Raw genomic sequence first — 19,337 nt, forward strand, 5'->3', positions numbered from 1 at the left:
TACTGGCATGGACACGGCCCTGATCGCCGAGGTCTACGCGACGACCGGTGACAGCCCCTGGAACTGTGGTTCCGCCTACGGCGTGGGACCCCGCCTGCTGCTGACGGCGGCCCATGTGGTGCTGGTCGACGGCGCACCGGCACGGACGGTGCAGGTTCGTCTGCTCGGCGCCGCCGACTACATCGAGTGCACCGTCGCCTGGTACCGCTACGGCCAGAACCTCGATGTCGCACTCCTGCGCGTCAGCGATCCCGAACAGAGTCTGCCGTCCCATTGGAAGGCTGTCCGCTGGGGTCGGCTGGCGACATCGGCGATCGGCACGCGGGTGACCGCCGCAGGATTCCCGGACGTACAGCGGCATCCGGACGGGTTCCGCGACACGGAGCATCTCAGTGGCCGGGTCAACCCGCTGACTGGTGTCAAGGCAGGCTGGTACGCGGTACGCGTAGACGATCCGCCGACCCGGGTGAAAAACAGCAGTACTCCCTGGCATGGGATGTCGGGGGCGGCGCTGTTCGCCGACGGCCTTCTCATCGGGGTCGTCGCCGGTGATCAGGGAGGGTTCTCCAGCAGCCGTCTGACGGCCATGCCCGTCTCTGCACTGGCCGCCGACCCGGAGTTCCGCTCGCTGCTGAAGGCCGATACCGGCCGGGATTGCGTCATCGAGCCGGCGGATCTCTGGCGGCTGTTCGCGGAGCCGCCGAGGGCCGATTCGCCGGCAGATCTGCTGCGCGCGGACGTGGAGGTGGTGCCGTTTCACGGCCGCACCAACCTCTTGGCGGCGCTGGAGAGCTGGTGCCTCGAACCCGGATCCTTCTCGACACGGCTGCTCGTGGGCGGCGGAGGCGAGGGCAAGACGCGGCTCGGTGTGGAACTCTGCCACCGCCTCCGTGCCCAGGACTGGGTCACGGGCCGGCTCGCCGAGGATGCGCCCGCCGAGACGCTGAAGGCGCTTGAGCAGCTGTCCCACCCCTTGCTGCTGGTCGTCGACTACGCCGAGACCAGGCAGGAGCAACTACACGCATTAGCACGCCACTTGGGGCACCCACGACGTCCGGTACGGCTGCTGCTCCTCGCCCGGTCGGTGGGCGACTGGCTGGCGCAGATGGCCGCGTCGCCGAACCTGTCGTCTCTGGTAGCCGCGCCGGTCGAGCACCTGAAGCCACTGGAGGTCACCCCGACGGGCCGTATCTCCGCGTGGCGGGCCGCAGTCAGCTCACTGGCGGACGCGCTGTCGTCTCTGCCCGACCACCAGGATGTGAACTGGCGGTCCATACGCGACCGGGTGGCTCTGCGGCCAGCCCTCGGAACGGGCGGTGCCCACGACCGCTCGGTGCTGGCCCTGCACATGAATGCCTTGGCCGCCCTGTTGGAGGCGGGCCGCCCACTGGCTTCGTCGACGACACGCACGGAGGACGTGCTGCTCCTCCACGAACAGCGTTACTGGGAGAAGGCGGCGAAGACCCGGGGCCTGACACTCGGGACCCAGTCGCGCCGGTACGCGGTCGCCTCGGCGTCGGCGTGGAGCGCCACCGACGAGGCTGAGGCTCTGCCCGTGCTGGGAAGGGTGATCGGCTTGCGGGACCTGGGGGAGGACGGCAGCGTCGCGGCCGCGCAATGGATCAGCGATCTGTACTGGACGTCCAGTCACTTCTGGGCGACGCTGCAGCCGGATCGACTTGGCGAACACCTCATCGGCACCGTGCTGAAGGAGCGGCCCCAGCTGCTCCATGATGCGGCGAACGTGGCGACCGGACGGCAGATCAACCACCTGCTCACCGTGCTGGCCCGGGCAGAGGTGCGTCAGCACCACGTGGCCGATGTGCTCGCCCAACTGATCAAGGAAAATGCGAGCCGGTTCGGTGTCGCCGCGGTCACGGTGATCGCCGAGACCGAGAACCCGGGGCCGATGGTGCATGCGATCGACGCCGTACTCGCCGAGCCGGACGCGCTGTCGCTGGACGTACTGGAGGCGCTGCTGGAGGCCGTCCCGCGCTCCACTGAGAGACTAGTGCGCCAGGCGACGGTGCTGGCCGAGCTGATCGTCGGCCGCTGCCGCCTGGCGGCCGAATCCGGCGTCCCCGCCGACCTGTACCGGTACGCCAGGTCCCTCGAAGTGCTGGCGAGCCGCCTGGCATGGGAGGGCCGTCGGGCCGAGGCGCTGACGGTGATGAAGGACGTGGTGCTGCTCTACCGGGAAAAACTGGTCGCCGAGGACCCGCAGACGTACGAACCGCATCTCGCGGAGGCGCTGGTGGGCCTCGCGAACCGGTATGCGAGCCGCAACCGGAAGGAGCGTCGGCCCCAGGGCGATGTCAGGCGGGCCGCCCAAGCCGTCGACGAGGCGGTGAAGTACGCGGAGCGTCTGGTCGCGTCGGACCCGGAAGCGCACACGTCCCGCCTCGCCCGCTACCTCGTCAGCCATGCGAACAGGCTTGTCGACCTGCGGCAGTACGGGCGGGCGATCGCTCAGGTGGAGCGAGCCGTGGCCATGCAGGCGCGGTTGGTCGGCGCGGACGCCGAGGCACATCTGGCGGACTCGCTGGTGACGTTGTCCAAACGACTACTCGACGCCGGGCAACCCCCAAAGGCGTTGGCTGCGGCCCAGCGTGCCGTCGCCATCTGCCGGCAGCTGTTCGAGCAGGCGGCCGATCCCGCGTCGGACACGACCTTCGCACTGACCCGCGCGCTCCGCCAGCTGGCGACGGTGCTCGACAACTGCGGGGACGGCGAGGGGGCGCTGCGGGCTTCCGAGCAGGCGTCGCAGATGGCACGCGACCTCGCCGACGCGAGACCGGACGGGAACCTGTCGGTGCTGGCGGACTGCCTCGTCGATGTCGCACGGCGCTGGACCGCCCTGGGCCAGGAGGACGAGGCGACGGCCAGCCGGGAACAGGCGACGGAGATCCGGCGACGGCTCGCGAGGATGAATCCCTCACGCTACCTACCCGAACTGGAACGGGAACTGTTCTTCGCCGCCACCGCATCAGGCACCAGGGCACCCTCGCCCGCGGCACTGGCTTGCCTGGAGCAGGCCGTGGAGGTCTGCCGGCAACTGTTCGCTGCAGACCCTGAATACGGTCTGCGCCTGGCCCACTCCGAGACCATGCTCAGTAACTGGTACGCCGAGACAGGCAGAGCGGACGACGCGCTGAAGGTCCTGCGCAGTGCCGTGGTCACGCGCCGGCAACTCGCCGCCGGGAAGCCAGCGAGCTTTCTGGACATCCTCGCGACGAATCTTGTGATGCTGGCACGTCAGGAGGCCGGACTGGGATACGTCGGCGAGGCACTCCAGACGTATCAGGAAGCCTGCGCGACCTTCGCCCGGACGGAGGCGGCCTCGCGGAAACCGGAGCTGGTGGCGCGGGCGCAGGCCCTGGAGTCCGAAGCGAAGGACCACGTCGAGGCGGGCCGGGAGGCGGAGGCGCTCACCGCGTATCAGCAAGCCGTCACCGCGTACGGGCAGGCACTGACCGCGCCGCTCGACCCCGAGCTGGTCTCGCAGGCCCCGAAACTGCTCAAAAGAGCGCACAAGCTGGCCGCGGCGGGACAGGACGAGGAAGCGCTGCCCGTCTTCGTACGGGCGGCGGACGCGTACGAACAACTTGCCGAGCGTAACGTCACCCGGTACGTCGGGCGGCTCGTAGGCGCGCTGAACGGAGCTGCCAAACGCCTGGGCCGTGCTGAGCGGCACGAAGAGGCGCTGGCCATGCTCGAACGCGTGACGGCGGCATATCAGCGTGCGGCCGCCGCGGACCCGGACCGCTACACACTGCTCTACGCCCGCTCTCTGGTGCCCTTGGCCAAAAAGCTCATGAGCGTCTGCCGCGAGGACGCGCGCGCCGTGCTGGACAGAGCGCTCGACGTGTACCGGACCATGGATCACACGGTGCCGGTGCAGCTGAACTACGCCCAGGCACTGGAGACGCAGTCCAGTCTTCTGGACGCGATGGGAGAGGGCGAGACATCACTGGCGGTGCTGCGCGAGGCGGCGGCCGTATACCGGGTTCTGGCGAGGAGCGACACCGATGCGTACTTGAGCCAGTACGCGCAAGCCATCGCCGCACTCGCCGGGCGCCTGCGTACGGCGGGCAGCTTCGATGAAGCCCTGGCCTGTCAGCAAGAGGCGGTGGAGAGCTACCGTAGGCTTGCCAACCTCATCCCGGTCAAGTACACAGCGCACTACGCGACATCACAGGTGCTAGTCGCCCTGTGGTTGAGCGAGCGAGGACGGGACGAGGAGGTGATGCCAGCCCTGATCGAGTCCATTCTCGTCTGGCGTCGGCTCAAAGCGCCCGTGTCCCATACCCAGCAGATGCAGCTGGCTCACTTCCTGGAACATCTGGCCAGGCAACTTGCCGAGGTCGGCCGAGGCTGCTTGGCCGACGAGGTGATGCGGCGCAGCGGTCCCTTCCGGATGCAGTTGACCGAGGCCAACCCCGGCAACCGCCCGAGCACTCGGCTTAGCTGTCTCGACTGACGGGTCGGCGAGCGTGTCCTCGTTCTGCCCCATGGGCCAACACGAAGACCGCCCCCGAACCTGTCAGGGCGCTTCCGGCGATGGATTCCGCACCTTCGGGCGAGCGCCCGGATACCCATGCCCTCAAGCCGCACGTCCCGCCGGATCGCGGCGAACTTCTCAGCCTTGGTCATCCGCGCCATCTGCGCTCCTTCAACTCGGAGCGCAGATGGCGTTCCATCGCAACCCCCTGCGGGGCCAACTCAGGTCCCCGCAACCAGTTACGTGCCCGCGGACGGTCGGCTACTGCTGTGAGTTCTCGCTGCGGATCATCCTCCTGAGGCTCGCTCGGGCGGCGACGAGGTCGTCGCTGGTATCGCCGAGTCTCCGTTCAAGATCCTGCTTCTCATAGCGGAGCTGAGCGAGCTGACTGTTCAACTCTTGGTTCTGTGCGGTCAGTTCACCGATCCGTTCCGTGAGGTCGGTCGACTGCATTTGATCCAGTTGTCGACCGAGCTGGCGCTGCAGGGTCTCCTTGAGGTCGCTGACCTGGCTGCGGAGCCGTTGGTTGTCTGCGCGAAGAACCTCCAGGTCGGTGCGCGTACTCATGGCACCGCCCGCCGACCTAGCTCCGTCGCCTCTGGCTGCGGTGCGGGACTGCTGGGTGCGGGCGGCTTCGATGTGCTCGCGGACGCCGGGGGCGTAGACGAGCCAGGTCGAGACGCCCGCCGCATTGGCGACACCGGTGAAGGTGACGGGCTCGCCACGGGTGAGCAGGTCATCGACGGTGTGCAGGACCCGAGCCCGTTTGTCACGGCTGTCCTTGCGGCGAGATTCTCGCAGCACCTGGCCGGGAGTTCGTGGACTTGTCACGAGGCCCCCTGGCCACGGTTGATGACGGTGAGCGGGAGCAGGGTGTGGCCGTCAGCGGCGCGGGCTTTGCGTAGGATCCGCCCGGCTTCCTCGATCTCGGTCTGCTGGTCGGTGGGGAGTTCCGCAAGCTGCTTGTGCATCTTCTCTGCGACTTCGGTGTAGGCGCCGATCTGGTCGGTGAGGTTGCGGGTGACGAAGTCGGCTGCGTCCAGCGCGCTGGCGGTCTCGCGGTCGGTGCGCAGCTGGTGGAGGTGTTCTTCGATGGCGGGCAGGTAGGAGGGGTCGGGGCGGTAGAAGCCGCAGCCGGCGCATTGGAATCGCAGCGGGCAGCTCTTCCCGCCGGCTTTGATGTTGGTAGGTTCGGTGCAGTTGCCGTAGGGCACGGCGACAGAGCGCGCTTGGTAGGCAGTCGTTGAGGCCATGGGTGCGGGTTGCCCGGAACGGTCGACGACCTGCAGGCGCATGGTGGCCACGGCGGCCCGTTTGCGTTCCAGGGAGACCTTGTAGTAGCCCATGGTGGTGTCCACCGAGCGATGATCCATCAGATCGCGTAGCACGTCGGGGCGCACCCCTGCGTCTGCGTGGCGTTGTGCGTAGGAGTGCCGGAACGCATACGGGAAGATTCCCGCGGTGTCGTAGGGCAGTGGGGCGCCGTCTCGATCGAGGTTCCCGGAGTGGAGGGCCGGCAGGGCATCGACCCAGGCGCGGATCGCCCGGGCCAGGTTGCCGGACACCAGGTGCGGCACCCCGGTGTCGGCGGAGATCGCCGGGAACAGATAGGTGCGGCTGCCGGGCGGCAGGTTCAGGTGCTCGTGCCGCCGCATCCAGCGCTGGATCGCACTGGCGGTGTCGGTGGTGATCGGCAGGCGGCGGCGGTAGCGCTTCTTCTTGTGATTGTCCCAGATCAGCGTGACGTCGTCGCCGTCGATCTCCAGGTAACTGGTCTTGAGTGAGCAGACCTCGATTGGTCGGCGCCCGGTGTCGCGTAGCACCACATACGCAGTCTGGAACATCAATTGCACGTCGGCGGGTGCCATCTGGCCGTAAGGGAAGCCGACACCGAGTGTGTTCACGTGCGCATCGAGCTGGGCGATGACCGGTTCGGGGATGGCCTTGCCGGCTTCCTCGTCGTCGCGTTCCTCGGTGGGGATCATGTGCGACTGGTGGCGAGCGAAGCCGCCGGCCAGCTCCTCCAGCAGCCCGGCCTTGCGGCCGAAGTCCAGCAGCTGGAAGAACTTCGTCAGCTGGTCGCGGCGATGGGTGAAGGCGTACCGTTCGCCGTCCGGTTTGCGGGCGTCTTTGAACGCCTCCACCACCGCATCCATGTCGGCAAACGTCAGGCTGGCCGGGTCATGCCCGCCGCCCGGACGGGCCTGCAGCGACACCGAGGCACGCAGGCAGGAGTCCAGGGTGCGGCGGAGCACGAACGTGTCCGGGTCCGTGGCCCGCGCCCATTCCAGCGCCGCGTGACGCAGCCACGGCTGGGCGATCTTCGTGAAGTCGATCGTGCCCTGGTTGTAGCGGCGTCCGGAGCGGCTGTAGCGCGAGGCCAGCTTCGCGCTGACCGCGTCCCACACCTCGCCGTCGCGCGGGCCGTGCCCCAGCGCTTGCTCGTATCCGGCCCTGGCGTGCCGGAAGAACTCCTTGACGTGCGCGCGGGTGTTGTTCGACGCCCGCTCCACCAGCACCAAAGCGTCTGCCCGGTCGATAAGCAGCAGGCTCTCGGCGTCGGTAAAGGTGCGCACCATGTGGCGCACGCACTGCGTGTCCAGCTTCGCCCCGCGCGCATCACGCTGCTGCAGCGCATACAAGAACTCCAAGCGCACCAGCTCGCCCAGAGGACGCAGTGAGAACTGATGCTGCAGCAAGAACGGGATCTGCCCCTGCGCCCAGGACGCGGCATCCGCCCCCGCCTCCCCACGCCGGGCGGCCGCCGCCCGAGCCCGGTGGTGATACGCGCACAGAATCCGACGCGGCGCCGCCGCACTGACGCACCCCGGCACCACGCAGGCAGGCACCTGCTCCTCGATAGGCACCCCGGACTCTGCCACCCAGGCGGCCAGCTCCGCACCGGTGAAGGTCGGCCGCCCGGAGTGCTTGCGCCAGCCCTGGTAATGGACGATGCACAACCCCCGCGAGGAGGCCGGGTAGCCGCAGCGGCGCCCCGCGCGCTGGACCGCGCAGCGAGCCGGATCCTGCCCGCCAGCGACCGCCAAACGCGCCGGAACATAGACGGCGGCGAACTCCTCAGCCGACTGGCCGCCGGCCTTCATCTGCTCGGTGCACTGGAAGCAGAAGCTGTTGGTGTGCACCACCGTGGAACAGGCCAGGGTCCGGCAGGAGTAGGCACGGGTGCGCGGGTTGTCCACATCGCCGGTGAACAGCAGCGACTGCCCGTCCCACTCCCCAGGCCGCCAGTCGGCCTCAACAGCGGCGCCCAGCCAGCGCCTCCACGCTTGCAGATCGATGCCCTCCGGGCCGCTCGCGACCGGCTCCGGGACGACGGCCAGCGTCATGCCTGAGCCTTCCGACTAGCCGCGACCCGCGTCACCGCGTCCCGAAGCTCCTCATCACCGGCGTGCAGATACACATCCAGCGACGACGCCGAGGCGTGGCCGAGGAGCCGCTGCACCACATCGCGGTCGACGCCCGCACGGATCCAGCGGGTGGCCGCGGAGTGCCGCAACATATGCGGGCGGGCCTCGAACCCCACCCGCCGCGCAAGCCGGTCGAACATGTCCTTCGCGGCCACATACGTCATCGGCTGGCCCCGCCGCCCCGCATACAAGTTCACGAACACGCTGTCGCTGTCTACCTCACCCGGCAACTGCGCGGCCCGCTCATGCAGGTACTCCGCATAGCTGTCGACCAGGTCGTCGGTCACCGGGATCCACCGCGAGAAACGCGACTTGGCCAGCGCCCCGTTCGCGTTCAGCCGACGCCGCACATGCACGTGCGGCCCTGTCACCTGACAGCCCAGCATTGCCGAGTTCGACAGCAGGTGCATGTCCTGCCGGTGCAGCCCCAACGCCTCACCGATCCGCACCCCGGTGTAGGCCAGCAGTGACACCAAGAAGCGGTCCCGGCCCCGAACGGCGGCAGCCCGGAGCTGCTCGATCTGCTCATCCGACAGCCACTGCGGGCCTTCCACCGCCGCGGGATACTTCAGCATCCGTGCCCGGATGCTGCGGAACTGGCCCTGTTCACCCGGGTCGAAGCCCGACGGCAGATACGCGAGATACCGCGGCTCCGTCAACGACGCCGCCACCTCGGCTGGCACCCAGCCCTGCCGGCTCCCGAACCGCAGGAACTCGCACACCGCGGTCATCACCGCGTTCGCCGTCGCCTCGGTACGAAACCGCGGCACCCCGCCGCCGTCACGCCCACGCGCCGGCAGCGGTTCCGCCACCAGCCATCGCAGGAACCGAGCCAGATCAAGCAGCCCCGGGCGGGCCCAGTCCGCTCCATTCGCCTCGCACCACGACAGGTACACCGCCACACGGCCGGCGTACACCCGCTCGGTGTTCGACGACCGGCCCCGCGCCCGCAGCCCCGCCAAGAACGCACACGACTCCTCGTGCAGCGAGAACCCGTCATCCACAACAACCCAGGCTATAGACCCATCCACCGGCCCCAGCGCCCTCTCGGCGCGATACCCACCCATCATGATCACGAACATACCTAACGTCCCTACAGCTCTCGGATACTGGTCGCAGGGCAGCCGGTCAGGGCCCAGGACTCATATCCCTGCCGGACTGCAGGAGCTATAGATATCCATCTGCGAGGTCGGCTCGTCCAGGATCAGCAGCGGCGTGCGGCGGTACAACGCCCGTGCGCACGCCAGGCGTTGCCACTGGCCGCCGGACAGCTCGGCACCGCCCCACAGCTCCTTGGCCAGCAGGGTGTCGAGCCCGTGCGGCAGCTTCTCGACGGCCTCGCGCATGCCGACGGCGTCGACGACGTCCCAGACCGGACCGTCGTCGTGGGTCTTCGGCTGGCCCAGGGTGATGTTCTCGCGGGCCCGCAGCGGCCAGCAGGCGAAGTTCTGCGGGACGAGCGAGGTGCGGCGCCACACGGCGTCGGGGTCGGCGTCGGCGAGATCGGTGCCGTCCCACAGCACGCGGCCCTTGTCGGCGAGGAGGATGCCGGTGAGGAGCCTGGTCAGGGTCGACTTGCCGGAGCCGTTCTCGCCGACGACGGCCAGGATCTCGCCGCGGCGCAGCGTGAGGGAGACCCCGGCGACCGCGGGTTCGTCCTTGCCGGGGTACCGGTAGGAGACCTCGTCGAGCCGGATCTCCGCCACCCGGTCGGGGACGGTCGCCGTACCGCGGTCGGGGGCGCGCCGGGCCGCCAGGTCGAGGAACGCCCGCATGTCCGCCAGGTACAGGGAGGTGTGGAACATGGCGGCGCCGTGCACCACGAACTGGGACAGCGCGGCGAGCGTCGTCTGCACGGCGACCACGGCGGTGGCGGCGACGGGCAGGGCGACCCGGCCGGTGGTGGCCAGCCAGGCGAGCGCGGCCCACGTGCCCAGCAGGAACAGTCCGCCCAGGGCGCTGGTCGCCAGGACGATGCGGAGCATGCGGGGCGCGGCGGTGAGGGTGCGCCGGTCGATGCGGTCGGACAGGGCGCGGTACCAGTGGACGAGGTAGCCGGTCATGCCGTTGGCGCGGACCTCGTCGCCGTACCGGGAGTAGGTGGCCCACCAGCGCATCATGGAACGGACGTTGCGGTCACCGACGTTCAGGTAGTGCGTCTCGTAGTCCACGCGTGCGCTGAGCACCGCCCCGGTGCCGGCCGGCAGCACGGCGAGCAGCAGCAGCGGCAGCATCAGCGGGTGCAGCGCGGTGATCACCCCGCTCGCGGCGATCATGCGGATCAGGGCGGCCATGAAGCGCTGGGCGTCCTGCACCATCAGCCGGGTGCGGGTGACGCCGACCTCGGCGGCCTCCTGCCGGTCGGCGAACCCGTCCTCGCCGTACGCGGCGGACTCCACCCGGCAGACGGCGGCGACGAGTGCGAGGTCCGCCTCCGACGTCAGCAGCGGGGTGATCCGCCCGTCGGCGTACGAGGACAGGGCGCTGCTGATCCGGCCGAGGCCGGCGGCCGCCGTCACCACCAGCAGGGCGGGCAGGGCCCCGTGCAGGCGTTCGGACACGGGGCCCGTGCCGAGCAGGTGCGTCATCGCGCGGGCGGTGCAGGTGAGGACGACGGCGGCCGCGACGCCGGTGAACACCTGGCAGGCGAGGAGCAGGACGACACCGGTCCTGTCGACGCCCCACGCCCGGCGTGCCGTGTGCGCGAGCACGGCGGGCAGGCGTCGGCACATGGCCGTGAAACTGGCGTCCGCCAGCGGGTTCTTGCCGTGCTCGCCCTCGAAGGTGAGCGTGGCGGGCGGTGGTGGGGGCGGTGCCGTCCCGGCCGCGGTCGCAGTGTCGTTCACCGTCATCTGCATCCCTCCTCAGGGGTGGTCGCCGCGCGGGGTGGTCCGGCGGTGCCCGGCCCAACGACGCCCGCGGGGAATCGAACGCGGCCGATTCCGGACGTGCTGGGCGCCCGTGAACACCGGGGCACGAGGGCGTGCCCGCCGTGGTGGAGCCGGTCCCGGACGGCGCGGAGTTGGCCGAATCGCCGACGCCTGAAACCCCTGTGACCGGTGAGGTTCGGCTCGGGACACGTCCGTTGACTGCCGCTCAACGGCCGTGGAACGGTGAGACCGCTCCACCCCTCCTGCCAGCCACGGGCCCGGGACCACGGGCCGCATCGAGAACGGGAAAGCGGATCACTGTGACGCTCGGACAATCGCACTCCCGCCAGGCCAAGGACCGCAGCCTCACCGCAGAGCAACTCGAGGCGTTCGAGAAGGAGTTCGCCGCCCGGCCGGCGAACCGTCTGATGCAGAACGCCGTGACCCAGACGTCCGTGGACGACATCGCCCTCGACCGGCGCATCGTGACCGCCGCCGACCACTCCGTCTCCCACCACCTGGACGACTGGAAGGTCACCAACCAGAAGAAGAGCGGCCGCTGCTGGATGTTCGCCGGGCTGAACCTGCTGCGCGTCGGCGCCGCGCGCGAACTCGGCGTCAAGGACTTCGAGTTCTCCCAGAACTACGTGCTGTGGTGGGACAAGTTCGAGCGGGCGAACCACTTCCTGGAGAGCATCGTCGAGACGTCCGACCGGGACGTCGACGACCGCACGGTGGCGCACCTGCTCGGGGACCCGATCAGCGACGGCGGCCAGTGGAACATGTTCGTGGCGCTCGTCGCCAAGCACGGCCTGGTGCCGAAGTCGGCGATGCCGGAGACGGACAGCTCGTCGGCGACCGGACCGATGAACCGGGCCCTGAAGAGCCTGCTCCGCCGGGGCGCCCGGGACCTGCGCCGGCTGGCCGCCGAAGGGCCCGAGGCGCAGCGGGCGCACAAGCACGAGGTGCTGGCCGCCGTGCACCGGGTGCTCAGCATCCACCTCGGCACGCCGCCGCGGCGGTTCCTGTGGCAGTGGCGGGACAAGGACCAGGAGTTCCACCGGGACGGCTGGCTGACGCCGGCCGAGTTCGCCGCCGCGTACGTGCGGATACCCCTCGACGAGTACGTGTGCCTCGTGCACGACCCCAGGGAGTCGAGCCCGGTCGGCCGCACCTTCACCGTCGAGCACCTGGGCAACGTCGTCGAGGCTCCGCCGGTGGTCTACCTGAACGTCGAGATGGATCTGCTGAAACGTCTCAGCATGGCGGCCGTGGTGGCCGGCGAACCCGTCTGGTTCGGCTGCGACGTGGGCCGGATGATGCGCGCCGACCTCGGGCTCTGGGACGCGGACCTGTTCGACTACGAGGCGGTCTACGACGCGTCGTTCGAGCTGGACAAGGCGGCCCGGCTCGTCCACCACGAGACCCAGATGACGCACGCGATGCTGTTCACCGGCGTGGACGTGGTCGACGGTGCGCCGCGCCGCTGGCGGGTCGAGAACAGCTGGGGCGACGAGAAGGCCGACAAGGGCTTCTGGACGATGAACGACTCGTGGTTCGGCGAGCACGTCTTCGAGGTCGCGGTGCGGCGGTCCGCGCTGCCGCCGGAGCTGGCCGCCGCCCTCGACGAGCCGCCTATCGTCCTGCCCGCCTGGGACCCGATGGGCGCGCTCGCCGACTGAGGACCGGTCGGCCCGGCCCCGGTCAGTCCACCGGTGCCGGCCGCAGGCGTACGGGCAGGGTCGTGTGTCCGTTGCTGATCAGGGTCGGCACCGGGGCCAGCTCCTCGACGGGCACGGCGAGCCGGACGTCGGGGAAGCGGTCGAAGAGGCGGTGCAGGGCCGTGGTCACCTCCAGCCGGGCGAGCGGGGCGCCCAGGCAGTAGTGGACGCCGTGCCCGAAGGCGAGGTGCTCCTTGGTGGCGCGGGTCGCGTCGAAGCGGTCCGCGCCGTCGCCGTGCCAGTCCGGGTGGCGGTTGGCGGCGGCGTACGAGGCGAGGATCGCCTCACCGGCCCGGATCGTCCGCCCGTCGGGCAGCGGGAGGTCCTGGAGCGCGCAGCGCAGGGGCAGGTGCTTGACGGCCGGTTCGAGACGCAGGGTCTCCTCGACGACGTCCTCCCACGAGCAGCGGCCGGCCCGGACGTGGGCCAGCTGGGCCGGGTCGGTCAGCAGGGAGCAGACGGCCTGGTCGATGACGTTGACGGTCGTCTCGTAGCCGGCGCTGATCATCAGCAGCAGCGTGTCGCGCAGCTCGGCGTCGGTCAGGGCGCCGCCGTCGCCCTCCTCGTCGCGGGCGGCGATGAGCAGGGACGTCATGTCGTCGCCCGGCTCGGCCCGCTTGGCGTCGATCAGCTCCGCGAGCAGCCGGTACACGGCCGCCGTGTTCTTCGCGGCCTCGTCGGCGGAGAGCGTGGTGGCGAACACGCCGTCCACCAGCGTGCGGAACTCGGCACCCTGGGCGGCGGGCAGGCCCATCAGCCGGCCGACGACGGCGATCGGCAGCGGCGTGGCCAGGTGCTCGCGCAGATCGACGACCGCACCGTCCGGAACCTCGTCGAGCCGGTCGAGCAGGCCGCTCACGAGCGCCTCGACATCGGCCTTCATCGCGGTGACCCGGCGGACCGAGAAGGCCGGTGCGACCAGGCGGCGCAGGCGACGGTGGTCGCCCCCGTAGGCCGTGAACATGTTGTCCACCGCGATCCACAGGGCCAGCGGCCAGGTCGCGACCGTCTCCGCGAAGGCCGGCCAGTGGGCCCGGGCGTCCTTGGACACGTGCGGACTGGTCAGGAGCTGCTTGAGGAGCTCGGGGTCGGAGACCGACCAGGCGGTCACCCCGAGGATGTCCACCGGCGTGGCCGGGCCGCGGGCGCGCAGGGCCAGGTGCTCGGCGTGGTGGTCGGATCCGCTGGGGTCGAGGACGAACAACTGCTGTTCGGACACTTCGGCAGGGACCGGACGACGCGACAGGTCGGCACCCACGCCCGCCAGCATGCCGCACACCACCGCGCCGCGTAAGACGCCCGCCCTGCGGACTCCCCCGGCGGACTCCCGCGGTGGCGGTCGTGGCCGGGCGGAGGGGCGGCGGAGGCTTCCTCGGTCCGCGATGCCGGATTTCCGGGGACCGATTAGGCTTTGCCGGTTGTCCGGCACAGGCATGCGGACAGCCTCCGGCAGACCGGGTGGGGCACGGCGAACTCCCGGGGATGCGCGGCCCGCTACGTAAGGATCCGATGGAAGCCACGCGCACGAACGCTGAGCTCAGCCTGCTCGACGCGGAGATGAGCGAACGGTTCGAGGAGCCTGCCTTCTTCTCAGCGGGGTGCGCCGCGCCGCCGCGCACCCTCATGGACGTGCTCGACGCCACGGTCCTGGCGTACCCCGACGAGCTCGCCCTCGACGACGGCACCCGCCAGCTGACGTACCGCACGCTGGCCGTGGAAGTGGAACAGCTACGGCGCAGGCTCGACGCGGCCGGAGTGGGCCTGGGCGACCGGGTCGGGATCCGGGTGCCCAGCGGCACGAACGAGCTGTACGTCGCGATCCTCGCCGTCCTGGCCGTCGGCGCCGCCTACGTGCCGGTCGACGCGGAGGACCCGGAGGAGCGCGCGGAGCTCGTCTTCGGGGAGGCGGAGGTCCGTACCGTCATCGGCGCCGGACACGAGTTCACCGTCGACAAGCCCGCCGACGTGCCCGCCGCCCGGCCAGGACCGGCGGACGACGCGTGGATCATCTTCACCTCCGGTTCCACCGGACGGCCCAAGGGCGTCGCGGTCGCTCATCGCAGCGCCGCCGCGTTCGTCGACGCCGAGGCCGCCCTGTTCCTGACCGAGGAGCCGATCGGGCCCGGCGACCGCGTGATGGCCGGTCTCTCCGTCGCCTTCGACGCCTCCTGCGAGGAGATGTGGCTCGCCTGGCGCTACGGCGCCTGCCTCGTGCCGGTGCCCCGCTCACAGGTGCGCAGCGGCGCCGACCTCGGGCCGTGGCTCGTCGAGCAGGAGATCACCGTGGTCTCCACCGTGCCGACCCTCGCCGCCCTGTGGGAGCCGGAGGCCCTCGACGACGTCCGCCTGCTGATCTTCGGCGGCGAGGCCTGCCCGCCCGAGCTCACCCAGCGCCTGGTCACCGAGGGCCGCGAGGTCTGGAACACGTACGGGCCCACCGAGGCCACCGTCGTCGCCTGCGCCGCCCTGATGACCGGCGAGGAACCGGTCCGGATCGGACTGCCGCTGAACGGCTGGGAGCTGGTCGTCGTCGACGAGGCGGGCCGGCCGGTGCCGATGGGTGCCAGCGGGCAGCTCGTCATCGGCGGCGCGGGCCTCGCCCGCTACCTCGACCCCGAGAAGGACGCCGAGAAGTACGCGCCGCTGGAGTCGATGGGCTGGCCGCGCGCCTACCGCAGCGGCGACCTCGTCAGGGCGGACCCCGAGGGCCTCGTCTTCCTCGGCCGCACCGACGAGCAGATCAAGCTCGGCGGCCGGCGCATCGAACTCGGCGAGGTCGACGCCGCCCTCCAGGCCCTGCCCGGCGTCGCGGGCGCGGCCGCCGCCGTACGCACCGCCCGCAGCGGCAACCAGCTGCTCGTCGGCTACCTGGTCACCCAGGACGGCTTCGACCATGCCGCCGCCGTCGCCCGGCTGCGCGCCGAACTGCCCGCCGCGCTCGTGCCGTTGCTGGCCCCCGTCGCCGAACTGCCCACCCGCACCTCGGGCAAGGTCGACCGCAACGCGCTGCCCTGGCCGCTGCCCGACCTCGACACCGGCGCCGCGACCGAGCAGCTGTACGGCACCGAGGCCTGGCTCGCCGAGCAGTGGAGCGAGACCCTCGGCATCCCCGTGACCAGCGCCTCCGACGACTTCTTCGCGATCGGCGGGAACAGCCTGGCCGCCGCCCGCCTCACCACCCGGCTGCGCACCCGCTACCCGAGCGCCGCCGTCATCGACCTCTACGAGCGGCCCGTCCTGCGCAAGCTCGCCCGACGCCTGGAGAAGTCCCGCCAGGACGACGGCGCCGCCCGCGTCGTCACCCCCGTGCCCGTCCGCACCCAGGCCGCCCAACTGGCGCTGCTGGTCCCGCTGTTCACCCTCGTCGGCCTGCGCTGGGTCGTCGTGCTCGCCGCCCTCGGCAACGTCCTGCACCACCTCGGCGGCTACGCGTGGGCGCCGACCGCCTCCTGGTGGCTGGTCGCGGCCGGCGCCCTGGTCCTGCACAGCCCACCCGGACGCCTGGGCCTCGCGGCGGGCGGCGCCCGGCTGCTCCTGCGCGGCGTCGCCCCCGGCAGCCACCCGCGCGGCGGCTCCGTCCACCTGCGCCTGTGGACCGCCGAACGCCTCGCCGAGTACAGCGGCGCGACCTCGCTCACCGGCGCCTGGCTCCAGCGCTACGCCCGGGCCCTCGGCGCCAAGGTCGGCGCCGACGTCGACCTGCACTCGCTGCCCCCGGTCACCGGACTGCTCAAGCTCGGCCGCGGCTGCTCCGTGGAGACCGAGGTGGACCTGTCCGGGCACTGGCTGGACGGCGACCGCCTGGAGATCGGCCAGGTCAGGGTCGGCGCGGGAGCCGTGGTCGGCACCCGCAGCATCCTGTTCCCCGGCGCCAAGGTCGGCAAGCGCGCCGAGGTCGCCCCGGGCTCGGCCGTCCGGGGCCAGATCCCGACCGGCCAGCGCTGGGCCGGATCGCCCGCCGCCAAGCTCGGCAAGGCCAAGCGCGACTGGCCCCGCGAGCGCCCGCCGCGCGCGGCGCGCTGGCGGGCGATGTACGGCGTGACGGGGACGGCACTGACCCTGCTGCCCGTCGCCGCCGCGGTGCCCGCGCTGTACGTGGCGCGCGCCTTCGTGCCCGCCGGCGCCACGCTCGGCGACGCCGTCCGCGGCGCCCTGCTCGCGCTCGCCCCCGCCACCCTGGCCTTCGGCCTCGCCTACGCCGCGCTGATCCTCGCCGGCGTGCGGCTGCTCGGCCTCGGCCTGCACCCCGGCACCCACCCCACCCACAGCCGCGTCGGCTGGCAGGCGTGGTCCGTCAGCCAGCTCATGGACCTGTCCCGGCAGGTCCTCTTCCCGCTGTACGCCGGGCTCGTCACGCCCGTCTGGATGCGGCTGCTCGGCATGCGCGTCGGCCGCGGCGCCGAGGTGTCCACCGTGCTCGCGCTGCCCGGCCTGACCACGGTCGGCGAGGGCGCCTTCCTCGCCGACGACACGCTGACCGCCCCGTACGAACTGGGCGGCGGCTGGGTCAGGACCGGCCGCGCGGAGATCGGCCGACGCGCCTTCCTCGGCAACTCCGGTATGACCGCGCCCGGCCGCCGGGTGCCCGACGACGGACTGGTCGGCGTGCTGTCGGCCACCCCGAAGAAGGCCAAGAAGGGCAGCTCCTACCTGGGGCTCCCGCCGGTCGAACTGCCCCGCGCGGCGGCCGGCTCCGACGACAGCCGCACCTATGCGCCGCCCGCCCGGCTGCGGCTGGCCCGGGCCCTGGTCGAGCTGTGCCGGATCGTGCCGGTGTTCTGCTCCGCGGCGCTGGTGATCCTCACGGTCGGGCTGCTGGCCGCGGCCGCGGCGCACGGGCTGTGGCTCGCGGCGCTGCTGTCCGGCGCGGTGCTGCTCGCCGCGGGCGCGCTCGGCGCGCTCGTCTCGGTCGCCGCCAAGTGGCTGCTCGTCGGCCGGCACCGCACCGGCGAGCACCCGCTGTGGTGCGGCTTCGTCTGGCGCAACGAACTCGCCGACACGTTCGTCGAGATGCTCGCCGTCCCCTGGCTCGCCGGCGCCGTGCCCGGCACCCCCGTCCTCAACCTGTGGCTGCGCGGACTCGGCGTCCGCATCGGCCGGGGCGTGTGGTGCGAGAGCTACTGGCTGCCGGAGACCGATCTGGTCACGCTCGAGTCCGCGGTGAGCGTGAACCGGGGCTGTGTCCTGCAGACCCACCTCTTCCATGATCGGATCCTGCGGACGGATACTGTGATCCTCCGTGCGGGCGCCACCCTGGGCCCGGGCGGGATCGTGCTCCCCGGCAGCGAGATCGGAGCCCGTACGACCCTGGGCCCCGCCTCCCTCGTGATGGCCGGTGAGTCGGTACCGGCGGACACCCGCTGGCTGGGCAATCCGATCGAGGCCTGGCGCCCCTGAGGCGGCGGGCCGCCGCCGAGGTGCACCGCGGCGGCACGTCGCACGAGGACAGGGCAGGGAGCGGACCAGGCGTGAGCGGGCAGCAGAAGACGGCACCGGACCCCTACTTCCCGGGCAACGGTGACTCCCGCTTCCGGGTGCACCGGTACGAGCTGGACCTCGACTACCGGCCGGGCCCGAACCGGCTCGAGGGCACGGCCCGGCTCAGCGCGATCGCGGGCCGCGCCCCGCTCACCGAGTTCCAGCTGAACCTCGGCGACTTCCGGATCGGCCGCATCCGCGTCGACGGCCGCGCCCCGCACTACACGCACCGCGGCGGCAAGCTGCGGGTGCGCCCGCCGAAGGAACTGCCCGCCGGGTCCGCGTTCACCGTCGAGGTGACCTACGCGGGCAACCCGAAGCCGGTCGGCAGCCCCTGGGGCGGACTCGGCTGGGAGGAGCTGACCGACGGCGCGCTCGTCGCCAGCCAGCCGGTGGGGGCGCCGTCCTGGTACCCGTGCAACGACCGGCCGGCCGACAAGGCCGCGTACCAGATCGCGATCACCACCCCCTCGGCGTACCAGGTGGTGATCGGCGGCAAGCTGCTGACCCGGACCACCAGGGCCTCCACCACCACCTGGCTCTACGAACAGCCCGCGCCCACCTCCAGCTATCTGGTCGGCCTGTCCATCGGCCGGTACCAGACGGCCCTCCTCGGCGACCCGGGGCTGAGCGGGGTGCCGCAGACCGGTCACTTCCCGGCGCACCTGCTCGCCGAGTTCTCCCGGGACTTCGCGCGCCAGCCGCAGATGATGACCCTCTTCGAGGAGCTCTTCGGGCCCTACCCGTTCGGCGAGTACGCCGTCGTCGTGGCCGACGAGGAACTCGACGTGCCGGTGGAGGCGCAGGGCCTGTCGCTGTTCGGCGTCAACCACGTCGACGGCTCCCGCGGCTCGGAGCGGCTGGTCGCCCACGAACTCGCCCACCAGTGGTTCGGCAACAGCGTCACCGTCGCCGACTGGCGGCACATCTGGCTCAACGAGGGCTTCGCCAAGTACGCGGAGTGGCTCTGGTCGGAGCGCTCGGGCGGGCGCTCCGCCCAGGAACTGGCAGCGAGCGCCCACCGGTTGCTGGCCGGCCAGTCCCAGGACCTCGAACTGGCCGACCCGGGCCGCAAGTCGATGTTCGACGACCGGCTCTACGAGCGCGGCGGCCTCGCCGTGCACGCGGTGCGCCGCGCGCTCGGCGAGGACGCGTTCTTCCGGATGCTGCGCGAGTGGGCCGTCGTCCACCGGCACGGCGTGGTCAGCACCCGGACGTTCACCGCGCACGTGGAGCGGTTCGCGTCCGGGCCGGTGGACGAGCTGTTCGCGGCCTGGCTGTACGGGACCCGGCTGCCGCCGCTGCCGGTGCCCGCTGCCTGAACGGCTGCCGGGGAGGC

General features: G+C 71.3%; 9 protein-coding genes. 4 read left to right on the forward strand and 5 right to left on the reverse strand.

The window, feature by feature from the left end; genetic code table 11:
• Positions 1-7: 7 nt before the first annotated feature.
• Positions 8-4,480, forward strand: a complete 4,473-nt coding sequence (locus RBJ77_RS40570; RefSeq protein WP_372349556.1) for a trypsin-like peptidase domain-containing protein — start codon at positions 8-10, stop codon at positions 4,478-4,480.
• A gap of 282 nt (positions 4,481-4,762) precedes the next feature.
• On the opposite strand, the gene RBJ77_RS40575 is transcribed toward RBJ77_RS40570, so the two are convergent.
• From RBJ77_RS40575 to RBJ77_RS40590, 4 genes are read right to left on the reverse strand one after another with little or no spacing between them, the layout of a single operon-like run.
• A complete protein-coding gene (locus tag RBJ77_RS40575) occupies positions 4,763-5,305 on the reverse strand; it encodes a DUF6262 family protein (protein ID WP_372349557.1) in 543 nt (180 codons plus the stop codon).
• Between the two features lie 23 nt (positions 5,306-5,328).
• The gene (locus RBJ77_RS40580; RefSeq protein WP_372349558.1) at positions 5,329-7,848 is read right to left on the reverse strand and encodes a tyrosine-type recombinase/integrase; all 2,520 of its coding nucleotides are present in this window, start codon (positions 7,846-7,848) and stop codon (positions 5,329-5,331) included.
• Complete coding sequence (locus tag RBJ77_RS40585) at positions 7,845-9,011, reverse strand: tyrosine-type recombinase/integrase (RefSeq protein WP_372349559.1); 1,167 nt, start codon at positions 9,009-9,011, stop codon at positions 7,845-7,847. Before RBJ77_RS40585 ends, RBJ77_RS40580 begins: the two co-directional genes overlap by 4 nt.
• 60 nt (positions 9,012-9,071) lie before the next feature.
• Positions 9,072-10,781 carry an ATP-binding cassette domain-containing protein gene (locus RBJ77_RS40590; protein ID WP_372349560.1) on the reverse strand — a complete coding sequence of 570 codons (1,710 nt, stop codon included), beginning with the start codon at positions 10,779-10,781 and terminating at the stop codon, positions 9,072-9,074.
• Between the two features lie 338 nt (positions 10,782-11,119).
• Here RBJ77_RS40590 and RBJ77_RS40595 point away from each other — a divergent pair, with 338 nt between their 5' ends.
• Positions 11,120-12,481 (forward strand): aminopeptidase C, encoded by a 1,362-nt coding sequence (locus RBJ77_RS40595; protein WP_372349561.1) that lies wholly within the window; start codon positions 11,120-11,122, stop codon positions 12,479-12,481.
• A 22-nt stretch (positions 12,482-12,503) separates the two neighbouring features.
• Here RBJ77_RS40595 and RBJ77_RS40600 read toward each other — a convergent pair whose 3' ends face one another.
• Positions 12,504-13,739: a cytochrome P450 gene (locus tag RBJ77_RS40600; protein ID WP_372349562.1), complete on the reverse strand. Its 1,236-nt coding sequence runs from the start codon at positions 13,737-13,739 to the stop codon at positions 12,504-12,506.
• A gap of 290 nt (positions 13,740-14,029) precedes the next feature.
• On the opposite strand from RBJ77_RS40600, the gene RBJ77_RS40605 reads away from it, so the two are divergent.
• The gene (locus tag RBJ77_RS40605; RefSeq protein ID WP_372349563.1) at positions 14,030-17,917 is read left to right on the forward strand and encodes a Pls/PosA family non-ribosomal peptide synthetase; all 3,888 of its coding nucleotides are present in this window, start codon (positions 14,030-14,032) and stop codon (positions 17,915-17,917) included.
• A 71-nt stretch (positions 17,918-17,988) separates the two neighbouring features.
• Positions 17,989-19,320: a M1 family metallopeptidase gene (locus RBJ77_RS40610; protein WP_372349564.1), complete on the forward strand. Its 1,332-nt coding sequence runs from the start codon at positions 17,989-17,991 to the stop codon at positions 19,318-19,320.
• Positions 19,321-19,337: the final 17 nt, after the last annotated feature.

Origin of the sequence: Streptomyces sp. KL116D (genome assembly GCF_030766975.1) — a bacterium.
GTDB lineage: Bacteria > Actinomycetota > Actinomycetes > Streptomycetales > Streptomycetaceae > Streptomyces > Streptomyces longispororuber_A.